The following is an 18990-nucleotide window of genomic DNA, read 5'->3' as shown; positions in this document are numbered from 1 at the left end:
TTGAGTTCTCAAGGTGCGGACGCTTCCTTTGTACTCACCCTCGCGGGCTTTCCTCCGGGCGCTTCCTTCGTTTCCGACTCTATCAGATCTTTCCGATCCGATTTCCTCGGTGCTTTCCGGTCCCTTTTCCAGGAATTCACCTGGGGTTCCTTCGGCGGGGTCAAACACTACCAGGCTTTCCCGCTCCCCCCGACCACTCCCCCTGCGAGCACGCAGAGGTGTAGACCACTGGGGTTAGGATCTGGCTTGATAGGTGCTGCCGACCCGCGACTCAAAGCCGCGTTGGGGTCAGGCAGGACTACGACAGTACATCCCACCATCACTAGAAGCAAATCGTTTCCGGGTGGTCTCTAGGTCCGCTAACCGGGACGTCCCGGGCGGAACCCGGACTTCCCATGACATACGCTTCTGAACAGTACGCCGTCCAGGACAGGTAGTGACGGCGCCGAATATCTCCGCCCCTGGGAGGCTTCCCATGACATCCGTGACGTCGCCACTCGCTGGACGCGCCATCGGTCTCGCCGCAGTTCCCGACCCGGTCTTCTCCGGCGCGATGGTCGGTCCCGGCACCGCCATCGACCCCGTGCGTGAGCCCGGCGAGGCCGTCTCGCCCATCGACGGGGTCGTCGTCTCGCTGCACCCGCACGCGTTCGTCGTCGTGGACGCCGAGGGCCACGGGGTGCTGACGCACCTCGGCATCGACACCGTTCAGCTCAATGGCGAGGGCTTCGAGCTCCTCGTCAACAAGGGTGACACCGTGACGTGCGGACAGGCCGTCGTGCGCTGGAACCCCGCTGCGGTCGAAGAGGCGGGCAAGTCCCCCGTCTGCCCTGTCGTCGCCCTGGAGGCCACGGCCGACTCCCTCTCCGATCTCCGCGAGGACGGGGACGTGAAGGCCGGCGACCAGCTCTTCTCCTGGAGCTGACCGTCGGCTCGTCCCACTGACGAGCGCGCAGACGACATTCAACGCGGCGGCCCGGCCGCCGCTCTATCGGAGACGGGTGAGATGGAGACAACGCTGCGAGGCGTCGGCGTCAGCCACGGGGTGGCGATCGGCGAGGTCCGGCACATGGGCACGGCGGTCCTGGAGCCGCCGGCCAAGCAGATCGGCGCCGACGAGGCGGAGCGCGAACAGGGGCGCGCCCGTCAGGCCGTCGAGGCTGTGGCCGCCGACCTGATTGCGCGCGGCAATCTGGCCGGTGGCGAGGCCCAGGCGGTGCTCGAGGCTCAGGCGATGATCGCGCAGGACCCGGAGCTCATGGCCGATGTGGACCGCCGGGTCGCGGTCGGCAGCACGGCGGAGCGGGCCGTCTTCGACGCGTTCTCGCACTACCGGGAGCTGCTCGCGGGTGCCGGCGAGTACATGGCCGGCCGGGTGGCCGACCTGGACGACGTGCGGAACCGGATCGTGGCGCGGCTGCTCGGTGTGCCGATGCCGGGTGTGCCGGACAGCGACGAGCCGTATGTACTGATCGCCCGGGACCTGGCGCCGGCGGACACGGCGCTGCTCGACCCGGCGCTGGTGCTCGGTTTCGTGACCGAGGAGGGCGGGCCGACCAGCCACAGCGCGATCCTGGCGCGTGCGCTCGGCGTACCGGCCGTGGTCGCGCTGCCGGGTGCGGGCGAGATCGCCGAGGGCACGGTCATCGCGGTGGACGGTTCCACGGGCCAGATCTTCGTGGATCCGAGCGAGGAGAAGAAGGCGGCGCTGGCCAAGGCCGCCGAGGAGCGCAAGGCGGCGCTGTCCGCCTCCAGCGGTCCGGGGGCGACCTCGGACGGGCACAAGGTGCCGCTTCTCGCCAACGTCGGTGGTCCGGCGGACGTGCCGGCGGCGGTCGAGGCCGGTGCCGAGGGCGTGGGTCTGTTCCGTACCGAGTTCCTGTTTCTGGACAACAGTGCCAAGGCGCCGTCCGAGGAGAAGCAGGTCGAGGCGTACCGCAAGGTGCTTGAGGCGTTCCCCGAGGGCCGGGTGGTCGTGCGGGTGCTCGACGCGGGTGCGGACAAGCCGCTGGACTTCCTGACGCCTTCCGACGAGCCGAACCCGGCCCTGGGTGTGCGGGGTCTGCGGACGCTGCTCGACCACCCGGAGGTGCTGCGGACGCAGCTGACCGCGCTGGCGAAGGCCGCCGAGGGTCTGCCGGTGTATCTGGAGGTCATGGCGCCGATGGTGGCCGACCGCACGGATGCGAAGGCGTTCGCCGACGCGTGCCGTGAGGCGGGGCTGCGGGCGAAGTTCGGTGCGATGGTGGAGATTCCGTCGGCCGCGCTGCGGGCGCGTTCGATCCTGCAGGAGGTCGAGTTCCTGTCGCTGGGCACGAACGACCTGGCGCAGTACACCTTCGCGGCCGACCGTCAGGTGGGTGCGGTGTCGCGGCTGCAGGATCCGTGGCAGCCGGCGCTGCTCGACCTTGTGGCGCTGTCGGCCGAGGCGGCCAAGGCCGAGGGCAAGAGCTGTGGTGTCTGTGGTGAGGCCGCGGCGGATCCCCTGCTCGCGTGTGTGCTGACGGGTCTGGGTGTGACCTCGCTGTCGATGGGTGCGGCGTCGATTCCGTATGTGCGGGCGACGCTGGCGAAGTACACGCTGGCGCAGTGTGAGCGTGCGGCGTCCGCGGCGCGTGCCGCGGACACGGCGCACGACGCGCGGATCGCCGCGCAGGCGGTGCTGTCCGGGGAGTGATTCCCGGCCGTGTGGTCGGTTTCGAAGGGGCTTCTCCCGCCGTCGTGGCGGGAGGAGCCCCTTCGGCGTCAGTGGGGGTGGGGGTCGTCGGTGGTTCCGAGGGGGAAGCCGGCGCGGTAGTCGACGTGGGGTTCGGGGGCGATGGGCTCGCCGGTGCGGGCGTCGGTGCAGTAGGCGTCGAAGACCTCGGCCTCGGTGAGGGGGTGGAGGCGGCCGTCGTGGAGGCGCCAGCCGTGGAGTCGGTCGGGGACGCCGGGGGTGGTGGTGCGCAGGACGAGGCCGCCGGGGCTGCCGAGGGCGATGCCGGCGGCGAGGACGCTGAGGAACTCGGCGCCTTCGGCGGTGTCGAGGCGGGCGGGTCCGGTGGTGTCGCGGGTGGTGTGGAGGGTGGCGATGAGCTGGTCGTCCTCGGCGGGGACGCTGCAGACGAGGTGGTGGGTGCCGGGTCCGGCGCCGTCGAGGAGGCGGAGCAGGAGGTGGGAGGCGCGGTCGAAGGAGGCGCGTCCGATGTCCTGGCCGCAGTCGGCGCAGGGTCCGGCGTCGGTGAGGAGCATCGTGGCGTACTCCCAGGTGGCGTGGCGGACGGCGGTGTCGACGAGGGTGGGGACGAGGGTCGTGAGGGGTTGTCCGGTGTAGGTGACGCGGGGGCCGGTGGCGGCGCGTTCGGCGGTGTAGGCGGCGCGGCTGGTGGGGTGGTCGGAGTCGCGGCCGGTGGCGGCGCAGTGTTCGGCGTAGTCCTCGGGGTCGAAGAGGGTGACGGAGGTGTGGCCGCCGCGGGCGTGGAGGGTTTCGAGCAGGGCTTCGACGTGGGCGAGGTAGCTGTGGTGGTCGTCGAAGGCGAAGGTCGGGTACTGCCGCATGGCGGTGAAGTCCTCCTCGTCGGCGAGGAGGGCGACGGTGCCGGCGACTTCGCGGCGCAGGGCGCGGCGGAGGACCGCGCGGGTCGTGCGGTCCGTGACGTGGTTGCTCGTGCGGTCGGTGGTGCGGTGGTCGGTCATGGGTCCCCCTGGGTGTTGTCGTCGATGCGACTGACTACTCACTCACCGTAACCGGGGGCACTGACAGTGACGGCTGGGCGGGTTCGGACCTGGTGACGCGGTCGCGGATCAGGCGGTGCTGGGCGGCTCCGGCGCCGGCGAGGGCGAGGCCGAGGACGGGCCAGGCGAGGGGGCCGGCGGTCATGACGGCGGTGACGAGGAGGGGGCCGGCGAAGCGCTGGCCCGACGGGGCGAGTCCGTGGACGCCGAGGTAGGTGCCCTGGGCGTCGGCTGGGGCGAGGGCGACGGAGAGTTCCCAGGAGGCGGTGGCGTGGATGATCTCGGCGAAGGTGAGGGCGATGACGGCGACGACGAGGGCGCCGATGGCGAGGGCTCGGCCGCCGGCGGCGGAGGCGGCGAGGGCGAGGGTGCCGAGGACGAAGAGGCCGGAGAGCGGGACGATCAGTCGGCGGGCGGCGGGGGTGGTGGCGCCGAAGCGGGCGAGGGGGACCTGGAAGAGGACGACGAGGACGGTGTTGAGGACGAGGAGGAGCGGGGCGAGGCCTGCGGGGGCGGCGGTGGCGTGGACGATCCAGAGGGGGACGGCGACCTGGAGGATCGTGTCGTCGAGGTAGAGGGCGGCGTCGGTGGCGGTGTAGCCGAGGAAGGTGCGGTCGCGCCAGGGGTTGGCGCGGCGCGGGGCGGGGGTGCCGGTGGTCCCGCCGTCGGAGGCCGACGACATGGCGGCGATGTGGGTGGGGGCCGGGGGTTCGGCGCAGCGCAGGGTGAGGGCGGCGATGACGGCGTAGGAGACGACGTTGCCGACCAGGAGCAGGGGGTAGGCGTGGACGCTGCCGGTGGCGAGGGCGCCGGCGGCGCCGAGGCCGCCGATGGACCAGCCGATGTTGACGGTGGTGCGCTGGATGGCCTGGTAGCGGACGCGTTCGGGTCCGGCGAGGCGGGCGGCGTAGAGCTTGATGAGGACGCTGCCGGCCCGGTCGGGGAGGGCGCCGAGGGCGGAGTAGAGGGTGAGCAGGAGGAAGTGGTCGGTGGTGAGGAGGGCGAGGAGGGCGGCGGCGCGCATGACCTGGGTGGCGACGATGACGCGGACGAGGGGGAAGCGGTCGGCGAGCCGGCCGGCGAGGGGTGCGCCCGCGATGCCGACTCCACCGGAGACGGTCATGAGGAGGCCGACCTGGCCGAGGCCGAGTCCGGAGACGTAGGTGAAGTAGAGCGCGGTGCAGCCGGCCCAGAGGCCGGTGCCGGTCTTGTCGATGATGCTGACGATCAGCATCCGGCGGCCGTCGCGGCCGCCGGGTATGCGGTCGAGCGCGGTGCGGTGCCATGGAGTCGGGCGGCTCACTCGGTTCCCCCTTGACGCGAGTTATGTATTGATACATACTTCTGTACGTGGCAACACAATATTCGATCAGTGGGACGACGGCCAAGGGGATCGCCGCGTCCGTCGAGCGCGGGGTCTCCGAGGGCGAGCTCGCGCCGGGCGACGCGCTGCCTCCCGTACGACGGCTGGCCGACGACCTCGGCGTCAGCCCGGGCACGGTGGCGACCGCGTACAAGGAACTCCGGCAGCGCGGCCTGGTGGTGACGCGCGGGCGCGGCGGCACGGTCGTGGCGGAGGCGCCCTCGGTGGCCTCGCGCCGACCGCCGCGCGTGCCGGAGGGCCTGGTGGACCTGGCCGGCGGGCACCCGGACCCCGCGTTCCTGCCGGTGCTGCACCCGCCGGCCGAGGTGCGTCCGGTGTTCGGCTCGCACCGCGCCGCGCCGCGGCTCGCCGCCCTGGAGGAGCTGACCCGCGTCTGGTACGCCCGGGACGGCGTCCCGGCGGAGCGGGTGAGCTTCGCGCACGGGGCGCTCGACTGCATCGCCCGCCTGCTCTCGGTCGAACTCCGCCCGGGCGACGCGGTCGCGGTCGAGGACCCCGGCTTCCACCACCTCCTCGACCTGGTCCCGGCCCTGGGGCTGCGCATGGTGCCGGTGGCGGTGGACCGCGAGGGCATCACCCCGGACGCCCTGGGCGCGGCGCTCAGGGCCGGGGTACGGGCGGTGGTGTGCACCCCGCGCGCCCAGAACCCCACCGGGGCCTCCCTCTCCCCCGCCCGGCGCGACGCGCTGGTCGAACGGCTGCGGGAGTTCCCCGAGGTCCTGGTCGTCGAGGACGACTACACGGCCGAGCTCTCGGGCCCGGCCGCGCCCACCCTGGCCGCGGCGGGGCTCGACCGCTGGGCGCAGGTGCGCACCGTCTCCAAGCGCCTGGGCGTCGACCTGCGCTGGGCCGGGGTCGCGGGCGATCCGGTGACGATCGCCCGGCACGACGGGCGGATGCTGATGACCTCCGGCTGGGTCAGCCATGTCCTGCAGGAGACGGTCGCCGGACTGCTCACCGATCCGGGGACGGCCCGGCTGGTCGCGGCCGGGGAGGCGGCGTACGCGGAACGGCGCGGGGCGCTGGCCGGCGCGCTCCGCTCGTACGGCATCCGCTGTGCCGAGGGCAGCGGGATGAACCTGTGGGTGCCGGTGCGCGACGAGTCGGCGGTGGTGAACGGGCTGCGGACGCAGGGCTGGTGGGTGGCGGCCGGTGCGCGTTTCCGGATCGCGGCGCCCACCGGCGTACGGATCACCACGGCCGCCCTCGCCCCGGCGGACGCGGAACGGCTCGCGGCCGACTTCGCCGCCGTGCTCGGCGACGCGCAGGCGACGTACGGCGGCTAGCGCGGAGACGGAGAGGGCCCCGCGCACCGGCGTGCGCGGGGCCCTCTCCGTGTGTCCGGGGGCTACTTGCGGGTGCGGGCCAGCTCCTCGTAGAAGCGCAGCAGGTCGAGGTTGTCGACCGAGCCGGGGTTGACGGCCTTGGCCATCGGGGTGCCCTGGAGGAGGCGCTTGACCGGGACCTCGATGCGCTTGCCGGTCAGGGTGTGCGGGATGCCGGGGACCTCGATGATGACGTCGGGCACGTGGCGCGGGGAGAGTTCGGCGCGGATCGTGCTCTTGACGCGCCCGATCAGTTCCTCGTCCAGGGTGGCGCCGTCGGCGAGGTGCACGAACAGCGGCATCCAGTAGCCGCCGTCCGGCTCCTCCAGGCCGATCACCAGGGACTCGCGGATCTCCGGGAGCCGCTCCACCGCCTCGTAGATATCGGCGCTACCCATACGGACGCCCTGGCGGTTGAGGGTGGAGTCGGAGCGTCCGTGGATGACGACCGAGCCGTGGTCGGTGATCGTGATCCAGTCGCCGTGCCGCCAGACGCCGGGGAACATCTCGAAGTAGCTGTCGCGGTAGCGGCTGCCGTCGGGGTCGTTCCAGAAGCGGATCGGCATGGACGGCATCGGGTTGGTGACCACGAGCTCGCCGACCTCGCCGGTCAGCGGCTTGCCGGAGGGGTCCCAGGACTGCAGGTCCGTGCCGAGGCAGGCGGCCTGGAGCTCGCCGATGTGCACCGGGAGGGTGGGCACGGCTCCGGCGAAGCAGGAGCAGACGTCGGTGCCGCCGCTGACGGACGCGATCCACAGGTCCTCGCGGACCTCGTCGTGCAGCCAGCGGAAGCCGTCGGGCGGCAGCGGGGAGCCGGTGGTGGCCACGCACGTCACCTTCGACAGGTCGAAGTCGCGGCCGGGGTGCACGCCGGCCTTGGCGCAGGCCATGACGTACGCGGCGGAGGTGCCGTACAGGGTGGCGCCGGTGCGCTCGGCGATCCGCCACTGGGCGCCGGTGTCCGGGTAGCCCGGGCTGCCGTCGTACAGCACCACGGTGGTGCCGGTGAGCAGGCCGGAGACGAGGAAGTTCCACATCATCCAGCCGGTGGAGGTGTACCAGAAGAACACGTCCTCGGGGCCGAGGTCGCAGTGCAGCCCCAGCTGCTTGAGGTGCTCGATCAGGATGCCGCCCTGCGACTGCACGATCGCCTTGGGCAGGCCGGTGGTGCCGGAGGAGTACAGCACCCACAGCGGGTGGTCGAAGGGCACGTGCGCGAAGACCGGCGCGGTGTCGGCGGCGGTGAGCGCGGACCACTCCAGGGCGCCCTCGGGGGCTGCGGTGCCGAGCAGCGGGATGTGCACCACGGCGCGCAGCGTGGGCAGTTCGGCGCGCAGCTCGGCGACGGTGTCGCGGCGGTCGTGCTCCTTGCCGCCGTAGCGGTAGCCGTCGACGGTGAACAGGACGACCGGCTCGACCTGCTGGAAGCGGTCGAGGACGCTGCGGGCGCCGAAGTCGGGCGCGCAGGAGGTCCACACGGCGCCGACGGCGGCGGTGGCGAGCAGGGCGACGACGGCCTCGGGGATGTTGGGCAGGTAGCCGCTGATCCGGTCGCCGGGCTCGACGCCGAGGCGGCGCAGTTCGGCGGCGAGCGAGCCGACCTGGCGACGCAGCTCGGCCCAGGTGATCGGCCGCGGCTCGTGGGTCTCGTCGACGTGCAGCAGCGCGGTGTCGTCGGGCCGCACGTCGGCGGCGCGCAGGGCGTGCTCGGCGTAGTTGAGGGTGGCGCCCGGGAACCAGGCGGCGCCGGGCATCGAGCGGTCGCCGAGGACGCGCTCGTACGGGGTGGCGAAGCGGAGGTCGAACCACTCGGCGACGGCCGCCCAGAAGCCCTCGAGGTCCTCGACGGACCAGCGGTGCAGGGCCGCGTAGCCGCCCTCGGCGGGTGCTCCGTGGCGCTCGGCCGCCCAGGCCTGGAAGCGGGTGACGGCGGCCGCCGCGACGCGGTCCTCGTCGGGCTGCCACAGCGGCTCGGTCTGCGATGTCATGTGGGTCGGCTCCCTGGCTGTACGCGGGTCTGCGTGTGTCGCGCGCACGTGCTGGGGTGTGCGCGTGACGCGGCTGACAGGGACGATGCCATGTGATCTTCGTTCGGTCCAGGGTCCCCTGCCCATGGTCTGGTCGCTGAATATGTGCTCCCACCACGGGTGAACGGCAGTTGAACGGAGCTCGCTCGGCCCGGCACGGATGGCAGGGTGAGCTGCATGGACGGTCGTGAGCTGGTGCGCGCGGTGAGGGTGATGGGTTCGGTGCAGGGGTTGCGGGCGGTGCGCGCGGCATGGCGGCAGCGGCGGACGGACGCGCGGGCGCTGCCGCGCAGGGGGGCGGAGCGGGCGCGGGTGCCCGGTCCGGTGGACGAGGTGGAGCCGGCGCCGGGCGGCGGGACCGTCCGGTTCGCCCGCTCGGAGCTGCGGATCTCGGTGTCGGCGGGCGGCACGGTGTTCTGGGGCTGGGACGGGGCCGGGCCGCTGCCCTCGTACGGCGTGGCCGGCGAGCCGCCGGAGCCGGACCCGCGGGCCGTTCTGGAGCCGGACACCGACGGCGGCTGGCGGGTGGTGTCGGAGCGGGTGACGGTCGCGGTGTCCCGGCACGGGGCGGTGGAGGTGCGCACGCCGGGCGGTGTGGTGCTGCGCCGGGACCTGCCGCCGCGCTGGTGGGAGCCGGTGCGCGAGGGGGCGGCGGCGCCGGGGGCGGCGCGCTGGGTGCAGCGCAGCGAGGTGCCGGCCGACGCGCGGTTCTTCGGGCTCGGCGGGCGGGCCTCGGGACCGCGGCTGCGGGACGGCTCGTACCGGCTGTGGAACACCGACCCCAAGGGGGCCTTCGGGCCGGCGGACGACCCGCTGTACATCACCATGCCGGTGCAGCTGGTGGTCGCGGACGCGGGCACCCATCTGGCCTTCTACGACAACTCCTGGGACGGGCGGGTGCTGCTCGCCGAGGGCGAGGAGGGCGCGGGCTCCGGCCATGACCGGCCGGGCACCAGCGAGGTGCGGATGGACGGCGGCCCGCTGCGCTGCTGGGTGGTGGTCGGCACCCCCGCGCGCGTGCTGCACGGCTGGGCGGCGCTCACCGGCCCGCCCGCGCTTCCGCCGTCCTGGGCGCTCGGCCCGCAGCACGCGCGCTGGGGCTTCGGCAGCGAGCGCGAGGTGCGGCGGGTGGTCGACGGCTACCGGGAGCACGGTCTGCCGCTGTCCGTGCTGCATCTGGACATCGACCACTACGCCGGGCACCGGGTGTTCACGGTGGATCAGGAGCGCTTCCCCGACCTGCCGGGACTCGCCGACGAACTGCGCGAGCGGGGCGTGCGGCTGGTGTCGATCGTGGACCCGGCGGTGAAGGCGGAGCCTGGCGAGCCGGTGTACGAGGCCGGGCGGGCCGCCGGGGCGTTCGTCCGGGACGACCGGGGCGAGGAGGTCCACGGGGTGGTGTGGCCCGGGGAGTGCGCCTATCCGGACTTCACCGATCCGGCGGCGCGGGACTGGTGGGGCTCGCTGTACGAGGAGCGGCTCAAGCAGGGCTTCTCCGGGGTGTGGCACGACATGAACGAGCCGGTCTCCTTCGCCGCCTTCGGCGACCGGACGCTGCCCCGCTCGGCCCGGCACTGTCTGGAGGGGCGGGGCGGCGACCACCGCGAGGCGCACAACGTCTACGGCCTGACGATGGCCCGCGCCGGCTACGAGGGGCTGCGCCGGCTGCGGCCCGAGGAACGGCCGTTCCTCTTCTCCCGGTCCGGCTGGGCGGGCATGCAGCGGTACGGCGGGACCTGGTCCGGCGACGTGTCGACCGGGTGGCCGGGGCTGCGCGCCTCGCTGGCGCTCGTGCTCGGCCTGGGGCTGTGCGGGGTGCCGTACTCGGGTCCCGACGTGGGCGGCTTCGACGGGAGCCCGTCGCCCGAACTGTTCCTGCGCTGGTACCAGCTGGGGGCCTGGCTTCCGCTCTTCCGCACCCATGCGGCGATCGACGCGGGGCGCCGCGAACCGTGGGAGTTCGGGCCGGACGTCCTCGCGCACGCGCGCGTGGCGCTGGCCGAACGGGAGCGGATGCGGCCGTACTTCGTCACCCTGTCACGGCTCGCGCGGATGACGGGCGCGCCGTATGTGCGGCCGCTGTGGTGGGGGGCACCGGAGGACCGGGCGCTGCGGGACTGCGAGGACGCGTTCCTGCTCGGCGACTCGCTGCTCGTGGCGCCGGTGCTCTCGCGGGGCACGGACCGGCGGGCGGTACGGCTGCCGCGCGGCCGCTGGTACGACACGGCGACCGGCGAGGCGTACGAGGGCCCCGGACAGGTGCTCCTCGACGCGCCGCCCTCGCGGATTCCGGTGCTCGCCCGGGCGGGCGCGGTGCTCCCGGTGCGCGGCGAGGAGGGCGAGCACCTGGTCCTGGAGGTGTGGGCCCCGGCCCCGGGCCGCACCGGCGGCGGCCTGGTGGTCCGCGACACCGGCGACGGCTGGGACCCGGCGGAGATCGAGCGCTACCAGTCGCGTCTGGTGGACGGCCGGGTGGTGGTGGAACGGGTCACGGACGAGGGCATGACGGAGCCGGACCTTCCGGTCCGGGTGCGGGGGCTGGGGGCGTAGGGCCTGTCCGGCGGATCAGGGTCGGACAGGCCGCGGCGTCTGGTGCCTGGGTCTCCCCAGGCCCGCCAGGGCCTAGGGGAAGCGGCCAAGTGCCGTGCCAGGCGTCGCGGACCCGGCCATGATCCGCCGGACAGGCCCTAGGCGCCCTGGCGGGCGCGGGGTCGGGGGGCCGGCCCGGCGCCCGCGCGCCCGTCCGCCCGGGCCGGGACACGAGGCGCTCCGGTCCGCCGGCCGGGGCGTGGCCGGGCGCGGGCGCCGCAGGCAGCGGCGCGGGGCCTCCGGCTCGGCCGGCCGCGGGAGCGGAGGCCCCGGGGCCGGCCCGCCCCGGTCGTCCGGACGGAGCCGGCGGGCGGCGCGGGGTCGTGTCCGCCCCGCCCCTTACCCGTACGCCCCGGCGAAGAAGCGTCGTACCGCCTCCGTGTGGAGCGGGAAGGCCAGTTCCTCCGGGGCGTGGAGGAGGTGGTGGCCGCTGGTCTCGGAGGTCGCGACCGAGGGCGGGAGGGCGGTGGCCGGGCGGGGTGGGAGGAGGCCGAAGAGGAGGAGGTGGCCGGCCGGGGAGCTGAGGGCGTCGGCAAGGCGGACGTCCTCGGCGGCGGCCTCGATGCCGGTCTCCTCGCGCAGTTCGCGGACCACGGCCGCCTGCCAGTCCTCGGCGAAGTCGATGAAACCGCCGGGCAGCGCGACCCGGCCGGTCTGCGGCGGGATGGTGCGGGTGATGACGAGCAGGGCGGTGCCGTCGGGGTGGGTGACGGGCAGCAGGGCGACGGCGACCGGGAGCGGGTTTCGGTAGGCGGTGGCGCCACAGGCGGGGCAGGTGCGGGGCCAGCCGGCATCGGCCGGGTAGCGGGCGCCGCAGGAGGAACAGTGCGAGTGCGGGACGGCAGCGGAGTCGGTCACGCGGCCGACCGTACGCGATCACCCTTTCCCGGCGCCGCCGTTACTGATAGACGGTGCGCATGACTGGACTGACTCGACGCACCCGACGCACCCGTCCCGCTCGACGCTCCGGACACCGTCTCACCGTCGCTCTCCGAGCCGTCCGCGCCGTCCGCGCCCTCGGCGCCCTCGGCGCGCTCGCCACCGCCGGGATGATGACGGCCACCGCCGCGGCCCCCTCGGCCAGTGCCGCTCCCGAGCCGAAGGCCCCGAAGGAGTTCGTGGCGCTCGACCGCGTGGACCCGACGATCCTTCAGGAGATGCGCTACACCACGGAGCACAACTTCGTGGGCGAGCGGATCGACGGCTACCGGCAACCGGTGTGCATCCTGACCCGCCCGGCCGCCGAGGCACTGCACCGGGCGCAGACGAGGCTGCTCGCCCGCGGCTACACCCTGAAGGTGTACGACTGCTACCGGCCGCAGCGGGCCGTGGACCACTTCGTGCGCTGGGCGAAGGACCTCGACGACGAGCGGATGAAGCGGGAGTTCTACCCGCTGGTCGACAAGTCGCGGCTGTTCGCGGACGGGTACATCGCGGAGAAGTCGGGGCACAGCCGGGGTTCGACGGTCGACCTGACCATCGTGCCGCTGCCTGCCGCGCCGACCCGCCGGTGGGTTCCGGGCGAGCCTCAGGTCGCGTGCTTCGCACCGCGGGACGAACGCTTCCCGGACGACTCCCTCGACATGGGGACGGGGTTCGACTGCTTCGACACCCTCTCCCACACCGACGATCCGCGGATCACGGGTGTCCAGCGGGCCAACCGGGACCTGCTGCGGGACGCGCTCGCGGCGCAGGGCTTCGTCAACCTGCCCGAGGAGTGGTGGCACTTCACCTTCAAGCCGGAGCCGTTCCCGTCGACGTTCTTCGACTTCCCGGTGGCACGGAGGTCCGTGGCCGTGGCACACTTCTGACGAATCGTCAGATTGCGGTGGGGCGGGAGGCCGGGAGATGGCACGGACGCACAGGCCGGTGGTGGCCGGCTGGTTCACCCACGACTCCGAAGGACCGGTCCCCGACGGGGAGTTCCGGCTCCTCGGCACCCGCTGCACGGCCTGCGCCTCGGTGTTCTTCCCGCGCGTGGACGACTGGTGCCGCAACCCCGGCTGCCCGGGCGGCGGCGAACTGGCCGAGACACCGCTCTCCCGGCGCGGCCGCGTCTGGTCGTACACCGACGGGCGCTACCGGCCGCCCGCGCCGTACGTCTCCGACCCGGCCGCGCCCTGGGAGCCGTACACCCTGGTCGCGGTCGAACTGGCGGCGGAGGCCATGGTCGTCCTCGGCCAGGCGGCACCCGGGGTGCGCACGGCGGATCTGGCGGTCGGCGCCGAGGTCGAGCTGGTGCCGGGGGTGCTCGACGAGGACGACGAGCACATCTGGACCACCTGGCACTGGCGGCCGGTCGCCGCCCACGGATCCCCGGAGGCCCACGCGTGAACGACATCGCCGTCCTCGGGGCCGGAATGCACCCCTGGGGCAAGTGGGGACGGAGCTTCGTCTCGTACGGAACGGCGGCCGCCCGGGCCGCGCTCGCCGACGCCGGGCTCGACTGGCGGGACATCGGCTCGATCGTCGGTGCGGACACCGTGCGCGGCGGCTATCCCGGCTACGTGGCGGGCGCGACCTTCGCGCAGGCGCTCGGCTGGCAGGGCGCGCGGGTCACCAGCGTCTACGCGGCCTGCGCCTCGGGCGCCCAGGCCGTCAACACCGCCCGGGCACAGATCCTCGGCGGGCTCGCGGACGTGGTCCTGGTGGTGGGCGCGGACGCGGCGCCGAAGGGATTCTTCGCCCCCGCCGGCGGGGACCGGCCGGACGATCCGGACTGGCTGCGCTTCCGGGTGCTCGGGGCGACCAATCCCGCCTACTTCGGGCTCTACGCGCGCCGCCGGATGGCGCTGTACGGAGACACGCCCGAGGACTTCGCCCTGGTCAAGGTGAAGAACGCGGCGGCGGGCGCGCTCAATCCGCTGGCCCGCTACCGCACGCCGGTGACGGCGGAGGAGGTGGCGGCCTCGGCCGTGGTCGCCGACCCGTTGCGACTGCTCGACATCTGCGCGACCTCCGACGGGGGCGCGGCGCTCGTCCTGTCGAGCATGGACTTCGCCCGGAGGCACGGGCATCCCGATCCGGTCCGGATCCGGGCGGTGTCGACGGTCACCCCGACCTATCCGAAGGCGGTCCTCGACCTGCCCGACATCGCGACCGACTCGGCCGTCGCGGCCTCCCCCGCGCCGCTCTCCTTCCGGGCGTCGATCGCCCGGGCCGCGTACGAGGAGGCCGGGCTCGGGCCCGGCGAGCTGTCGCTCGCCGAGGTGTACGACCTGTCCACGGCCCTGGAGCTGGAATGGTACGAGGACATCGGTCTGTGCGCGCCGGGCGAGGGCGCCAAGCTGGTACGGGACGGAGTCACCGCGCTCGGCGGGCGCGTCCCGGTCAATCCGAGCGGCGGCCTCGCCTCCTTCGGCGAGGCGGTGCCGGCGCAGGCGATCGCGCAGGTCTGCGAGCTGACCCGGCAGCTGCGGGGCGAGGCCGGCGACCGGCAGGTGCCGGGCGCGCGGGCCGGGATCACCGCCAACCAGGGTCTGTTCGGGCACGGTTCGGCGGTGGTGGCGGTGCGCTGAGCACAGCGCACCCGCCTCCCCCTCAGGGCGTGAGCGCCTTCGGCGCGTCCGCGAGCACCAGGGCGTGCTCGACGACCGCGACCAGGACGTTCTTCACGGACTCCCGGTCGCGTGCGTCGCACATCACCAGCTCGACCTCGGGGTCGAGATCGAGCGCGCCCCGGACCGTCTCCGCCGGGTAACGGCTCGCTCCCTCGAAGCAGTTGACGGCGACCGTGAACGGGATGCCGCGCCGTTCGAAGTAGTCGATGGCGGCGAAGCTGTCCTCCAGGCGCCGGGTGTCGGCGAGCACGATCGCGCCCAGGGCGCCCTGCGCGAGTTCGTCCCACAGGAACCAGAAGCGGTCCTGGCCGGGCGTGCCGAAGAGGTAGAGGACCAGGTCCTCGCGCAGGGTGATCCGCCCGAAGTCCATGGCGACGGTGGTGGTCGACTTGGCCTCCACGCCGTGCAGGTCGTCGACCGGCCGGCCCGCCTCGGTGAGGATCTCCTCGGTGCGCAGCGGCCGGATCTCGCTGACCGTGCCCACCAGGGTGGTCTTGCCGACCCCGAAACCGCCCGCGACCAGGATCTTCAGCGTGACCGGCTCGACCGGCGGCTGCTGGCGGGTGGAGCTAGAGCGCCCGAAGGCCATTGATCACCTCGCGAAGGATGCTCACGTCCGGCAGTTCGGCCGGCGGAACGGGGCGGGTCACGTGCACGAGCTCGTCGTCGACGAGGTCGCCGACCAGGACCCGTACCACGCCGACGGGCAGGTCGAGTGCTGCGGCGAGTTCGGCGATCGACTGCGGCTGCTCGGCGCAGCGTTCGACGATCTCCACGTGCTCGGGGGACAGCGTCTGGTCACGTCCCGGGTCGTCGGCGGCCGGGTCGAGCACCACCAGGGCGATCAGGTCGAGCCGGTGGCGGGTCGCGGCGCTGGTGCGGCCGCGGGTCATGGCGTACGGGCGGACCACCGGGCCCGCCTCGTCGTCGAACCAGCGGGCGACCGGCTCCTCGCGGGACTGGTCTGCTGCTGCGTCGGTCATGCCGTCCCCCCTCTCCTCATCCTCCGGCGGTCGGTCCGGACCGGGGGGCCGTGGCGAGGTGCGCGCCGACCCGCTTGACCATCAGGGTCATCTCGTACGCGACCTGGCCGACGTCCGAGTCGGCGTCGGCGAGCACGGCCAGGCAGCTGCCGTCGCCGGCGGCGGTGACGAAGAGGAAGGCGTCCTCCAGTTCGACCACGGTCTGCCGGACCCGGCCCGCCTCGAAGTGGCGGCCGACGCCCTTGGCGAGGCTGTGGAAGCCGGAGGCGACGGCGGCGAGGTGCTCGCCGTCCTCGCGGGTGAGGTCCTGCGAGGTGCCGGTGGCCAGGCCGTCGCTGGAGAGCACCAGGGCCTTGCGGATGGAGCCGACGCGCTGGACCAGTTCGTCGAGGAGCCAGTTCAGCTCCCCGTTGCCGTGGGCGGAGCTGTGGGCTGCGGCGTTCGGTGCGGTCATCGACCGTCCCCCTCGGGTGTCGTTCCTGGTGCTGTCGTTCCGGGTGCTGTCGTTTCGGTGTTCTGCCGGCGGCCGCGCTGCCAGCCGCGCTGCATCGAGGCCATGCGGCTGCGCACCTCCTCGGCGTCCCGCTCGAAGGAGTCGGTGCGGTCGGCGGGGGCCGGGCCGGTCCGGCCGGCCGGCCGGTCGTCGGCCCGGGCGGTGCCGGTGTCGCGCAGCTGGGGCGCGAGGCTGGCCTGCCGGACCCGGCGGGGCAGTCCGGCGAAGGGTGCCGGGCCGTCGTCCTCGGGGACGGGCACGAGGGTGGGCGCGGGGCGGACCCGGGCCAGCTCCATCGTGTCGTCGGACCGGGCGCCGGGGGTGTCCTCCTCGGCGGGGCCGCCGGCCGGGTGGGCGCGGCCGTCCTCGTCGAGGCGTCGGCCGTGGTCGACGACGAGTGTCGGCGGGCGGCGACGCGGCAGCGGTACGGGGCGGGCGGGGGCACCGTCGGCGGCGCGGCCGCCGGAGTGCTCCGGGGTCTGCTGGTGCTGTTCGCCGCGGCGGCGGTGCTCGCGGGCCCGGAACAGACCGCCGCGCTCGCTCTCGGAGTCGAGCAGGTCGTCGGCGCCGCCGAGCAGGTCGCCGAAGCTCTCGGAGCCGAGCGGGGCCTCGAGTTCGACGGGGCCGTCGAGGAGCGGCGCGGCCGGTTCGAGGGCCGGGTCGGGCACCTTGGTGAGGGCGGGGCGGCGGGACGGCAGTCCGTCCGGGCCGGTGCCGCCGCTGCGGTCGAGGGTGCCGCCGGGCGTGCGCTCGGGGGTCTTGCGGTCCAGGCGGAAGCCGGCGCCCTGGGTCTCGGGGGCGTCGGTGAGCAGCGCGGCCGGGATGAAGACGACCGCGGTGGTGCCGCCGTACGGCGAGGGCTGGAGCGAGACGCGCACGTTCTGGCGCTGGGCGAGACGGCTGACGACGAACAGACCGAGCCGGTCGGTGTCGGACAGCTCGAACTCGGGGGTCTCCGCGAGCCGGAGGTTGGCGTCGAGCAGGGCGTCGGGGTTGATGCCGAGGCCGCGGTCGTGGATCTCCAGGGTGAAGCCGTTGGCGACGCGCTCGCCGAGCACCTGGACGGCGGTGTGCGGGGGCGAGAACACGGTGGCGTTCTCGAGGAGTTCGGCGATGAGGTGGGTGAGGTCGGCGACGGCGGGGCCGCCGACGCCGAGCCGGGGCAGCCGGCGGACCTCGACGCGCTCGTAGTCCTCGACCTCGGCGACGGCGGCGCGGACCACGTCCATGAGCTGGACGGGCTTGCGCCACTGGCGGGAGGGGGCGGCGCCGGAGAGGATCACGAGGCCTTCGGCATGCCGGCGCATACGGGTGGTGAGGTGGTCGAGCCGGAAGAGGTCGGCGAGTTCCTCGGTGTCCTCGGTGCGCCGCTCCATGGTGTCGAGCAGGGTGAGCTGGCGGTGCAGCAGGACCTGGTTGCGGCGGGCCAGGTTGACGAATACTTCGGAAACTCCGCGACGCAGCTCCGACTGCTTGACGGCGGCCTCGACGGCGGCGCGCTGGAGGGTGTTGAGGGCCTGGCCGACCTGGCCGACCTCGTCGTCCTCGTACCGCAGGTGGGGCACCTCGGTCTCGACGTCGACGTGTTCGCCGGCGGCGAGCCGGCGCATGACGCTGGGCAGCCGGACGCCGGAGACCTCCTGGGCCTCCTTGCGCAGCCGGCGCAGGTCGCGGATGAGCTCGCGGCCGATGCGGACGGAGACGATGACGGAGACGAGCAGGGCGACGAAGCCGAGGACGCCGGCCACGCCCGCCTTGAGGAGGACGCTGTACGCGGCGGGCTGGACGCGCTCCTGGTAGCGGTCGCCGGCCGCGTAGTTGTCGCGGGCGAGGGAGTCGAGGACCGGGCCGGCCTGCTCCTGCCAGCGCTCGGCGGTGACGGAGTGGGGGCGGGCGGTGGCGCCCTCGGTGATGAAGGCCTCCTCCGACTTGCGCAGCGTGGCGGTGTCGGCGCCGGACCAGTACGTCTCGAAGCGGTCGCGCTCGCTGCCGGGCAGGACTTCGAGGCTGGTCTCGTAGAGCAGCTTGCGGCCGGCGACGAGGTCGGTGACCAGGCGCGCCTCCTCGCCGGTGACGCGTTCGGCGATGAGGGCGGAGGCGATGACGGCGTCCTCGCGGGAGAGGAGTTCACGGGCGCGGGTGATGCCGACGAGGGCGCGGCCCTGCTTGTCCATCTCGACGTTCTCCAGGGCGTGGAGCGTCATGAGGAAGCCGTAGCAGGGGTCGACGAGCCGGTTGTAGAACTCCAGGGCCTGCATGCGGCCGATGCTGCGGTTCTCCACGGAGCGGCGCAGTGAGGAGAGTTCGTCGAGGGCGGTGAGGAAGGAGTCGAGCCGCTGGGCGGTGACGGGGTTCATGTCGGCGCGCACGCCGCTGTCGGCGGCGTTGCGGCGGATGAGCTCGATCTGCCGGTCGGTGGCCTCGCGTTGTTCGCGCAGCCGGGTCTGGGCGTCGGCGGCGCGCGGGTCGGCGAGGTAGATCAGGGACTGGCGGCGTTCCTTCTGGATGACGCGGGCCGTGTCCTCGATCGGGTAGCCGATCTTCTCGACGATGTAGGCGACGTCGAGGAGCTGGCGCGCCTCGCGCCCGGTGAGGACGGTCGCGAACCCCCACAGTCCGGTGAGGGAGACGAGCGGCACGAGCAACAGGGCCACGATCTTCCTGCGGATGGACTTCCCGCGAAAGCGCATGGCCTCCCCCAGCTCGGCCTCCGCGGCCACGGAGGTCTCTCACGTCGTCACGCCCGGCGTCAACACGCGGCGTCAACCTTCATTTTCAACAAACCGCGCGCGAGCCTACTACTGCATCACAGCCATCTCGAAGACGTGTCCGGACGATTTTCAGCCGGTCGAGTGAGTCTTGATCATGAGATGTCCCGGTATTCGGGGAGTTGGGTTCCGGCAGTGTGGCGTACG

The 18990-nt window shown here is 73.6% G+C and carries 15 protein-coding genes; 7 read left to right on the top strand and 8 right to left on the bottom strand.

The features are described from left to right. Positions 1-475 precede the first annotated feature (475 nt). The gene (locus AB0M18_RS07545; protein WP_365755862.1) at positions 476-925 is read left to right on the top strand and encodes a PTS glucose transporter subunit IIA; all 450 of its coding nucleotides are present in this window, start codon (positions 476-478) and stop codon (positions 923-925) included. Positions 926-1006: 81 nt separating this feature from the next. After that, the gene (gene ptsP / locus AB0M18_RS07540; RefSeq protein WP_365755861.1) at positions 1007-2677 is read left to right on the top strand and encodes a phosphoenolpyruvate--protein phosphotransferase; all 1671 of its coding nucleotides are present in this window, start codon (positions 1007-1009) and stop codon (positions 2675-2677) included. Positions 2678-2745: 68 nt separating this feature from the next. Here the strand turns inward: ptsP and AB0M18_RS07535 are convergent, their stop codons facing one another. Together AB0M18_RS07535 and AB0M18_RS07530 are read right to left on the bottom strand one after the other, a co-directional pair. Continuing rightward, positions 2746-3675, bottom strand: coding sequence for a hypothetical protein (locus AB0M18_RS07535; protein ID WP_365755860.1), 930 nt, complete (start codon positions 3673-3675; stop codon positions 2746-2748). Positions 3676-3709: 34 nt separating this feature from the next. Further along, positions 3710-5017, bottom strand: a complete 1308-nt coding sequence (locus AB0M18_RS07530) for an MFS transporter (RefSeq protein WP_365755859.1) — start codon at positions 5015-5017, stop codon at positions 3710-3712. Positions 5018-5064: 47 nt separating this feature from the next. Here AB0M18_RS07530 and AB0M18_RS07525 point away from each other — a divergent pair, with 47 nt between their 5' ends. Continuing rightward, positions 5065-6384, top strand: coding sequence for an aminotransferase class I/II-fold pyridoxal phosphate-dependent enzyme (locus AB0M18_RS07525; protein WP_365755858.1), 1320 nt, complete (start codon positions 5065-5067; stop codon positions 6382-6384). Between the two features lie 62 nt (positions 6385-6446). Here the strand turns inward: AB0M18_RS07525 and AB0M18_RS07520 are convergent, their stop codons facing one another. Continuing rightward, positions 6447-8411 carry an acetoacetate--CoA ligase gene (locus tag AB0M18_RS07520; RefSeq protein ID WP_365755857.1) on the bottom strand — a complete coding sequence of 655 codons (1965 nt, stop codon included), beginning with the start codon at positions 8409-8411 and terminating at the stop codon, positions 6447-6449. Between the two features lie 216 nt (positions 8412-8627). On the opposite strand from AB0M18_RS07520, the gene AB0M18_RS07515 reads away from it, so the two are divergent. After that, positions 8628-11000, top strand: coding sequence for a glycoside hydrolase family 31 protein (locus AB0M18_RS07515; RefSeq protein ID WP_365755856.1), 2373 nt, complete (start codon positions 8628-8630; stop codon positions 10998-11000). Positions 11001-11378: 378 nt separating this feature from the next. Here AB0M18_RS07515 and AB0M18_RS07510 read toward each other — a convergent pair whose 3' ends face one another. Continuing rightward, the gene (locus AB0M18_RS07510) at positions 11379-11897 is read right to left on the bottom strand and encodes an NUDIX domain-containing protein (protein WP_365755855.1); all 519 of its coding nucleotides are present in this window, start codon (positions 11895-11897) and stop codon (positions 11379-11381) included. A 191-nt stretch (positions 11898-12088) separates the two neighbouring features. On the opposite strand from AB0M18_RS07510, the gene AB0M18_RS07505 reads away from it, so the two are divergent. The 3 genes from AB0M18_RS07505 to AB0M18_RS07495 are packed head-to-tail and all read left to right on the top strand — an operon-like array spanning position 12089 to position 14557. Beyond that, positions 12089-12850 carry a M15 family metallopeptidase gene (locus AB0M18_RS07505; protein ID WP_365755883.1) on the top strand — a complete coding sequence of 254 codons (762 nt, stop codon included), beginning with the start codon at positions 12089-12091 and terminating at the stop codon, positions 12848-12850. A gap of 37 nt (positions 12851-12887) precedes the next feature. Next, complete coding sequence (locus tag AB0M18_RS07500; protein WP_365755854.1) at positions 12888-13373, top strand: zinc ribbon domain-containing protein; 486 nt, start codon at positions 12888-12890, stop codon at positions 13371-13373. Beyond that, positions 13370-14557: a lipid-transfer protein gene (locus AB0M18_RS07495; RefSeq protein ID WP_365755853.1), complete on the top strand. Its 1188-nt coding sequence runs from the start codon at positions 13370-13372 to the stop codon at positions 14555-14557. Before AB0M18_RS07500 ends, AB0M18_RS07495 begins: the two co-directional genes overlap by 4 nt. 22 nt (positions 14558-14579) lie before the next feature. On the opposite strand, the gene AB0M18_RS07490 is transcribed toward AB0M18_RS07495, so the two are convergent. The 4 genes from AB0M18_RS07490 to AB0M18_RS07475 are packed head-to-tail and all read right to left on the bottom strand — an operon-like array spanning position 14580 to position 18765. Continuing rightward, on the bottom strand, positions 14580-15188 hold the full coding sequence (locus AB0M18_RS07490) for an ATP/GTP-binding protein (protein ID WP_365755852.1): 609 nt from the start codon (positions 15186-15188) through the stop codon (positions 14580-14582). Then, positions 15169-15582: a DUF742 domain-containing protein gene (locus AB0M18_RS07485; protein WP_361579798.1), complete on the bottom strand. Its 414-nt coding sequence runs from the start codon at positions 15580-15582 to the stop codon at positions 15169-15171. Before AB0M18_RS07485 ends, AB0M18_RS07490 begins: the two co-directional genes overlap by 20 nt. 16 nt (positions 15583-15598) lie before the next feature. Then, entirely contained in the window at positions 15599-16036 is a 438-nt protein-coding gene (locus AB0M18_RS07480) for a roadblock/LC7 domain-containing protein (protein WP_365755851.1), read from the bottom strand. Continuing rightward, entirely contained in the window at positions 16033-18765 is a 2733-nt protein-coding gene (locus AB0M18_RS07475; protein ID WP_365755850.1) for a nitrate- and nitrite sensing domain-containing protein, read from the bottom strand. The genes AB0M18_RS07480 and AB0M18_RS07475 overlap by 4 nt, the downstream gene beginning before the upstream one ends. Positions 18766-18990: the final 225 nt, after the last annotated feature.

The sequence above is a fragment of the Streptomyces sp. NPDC051909 genome (assembly GCF_040681095.1).
Taxonomy (GTDB): domain Bacteria; phylum Actinomycetota; class Actinomycetes; order Streptomycetales; family Streptomycetaceae; genus Streptomyces.
This window is presented reverse-complemented; position numbering and strand designations above follow the sequence as displayed.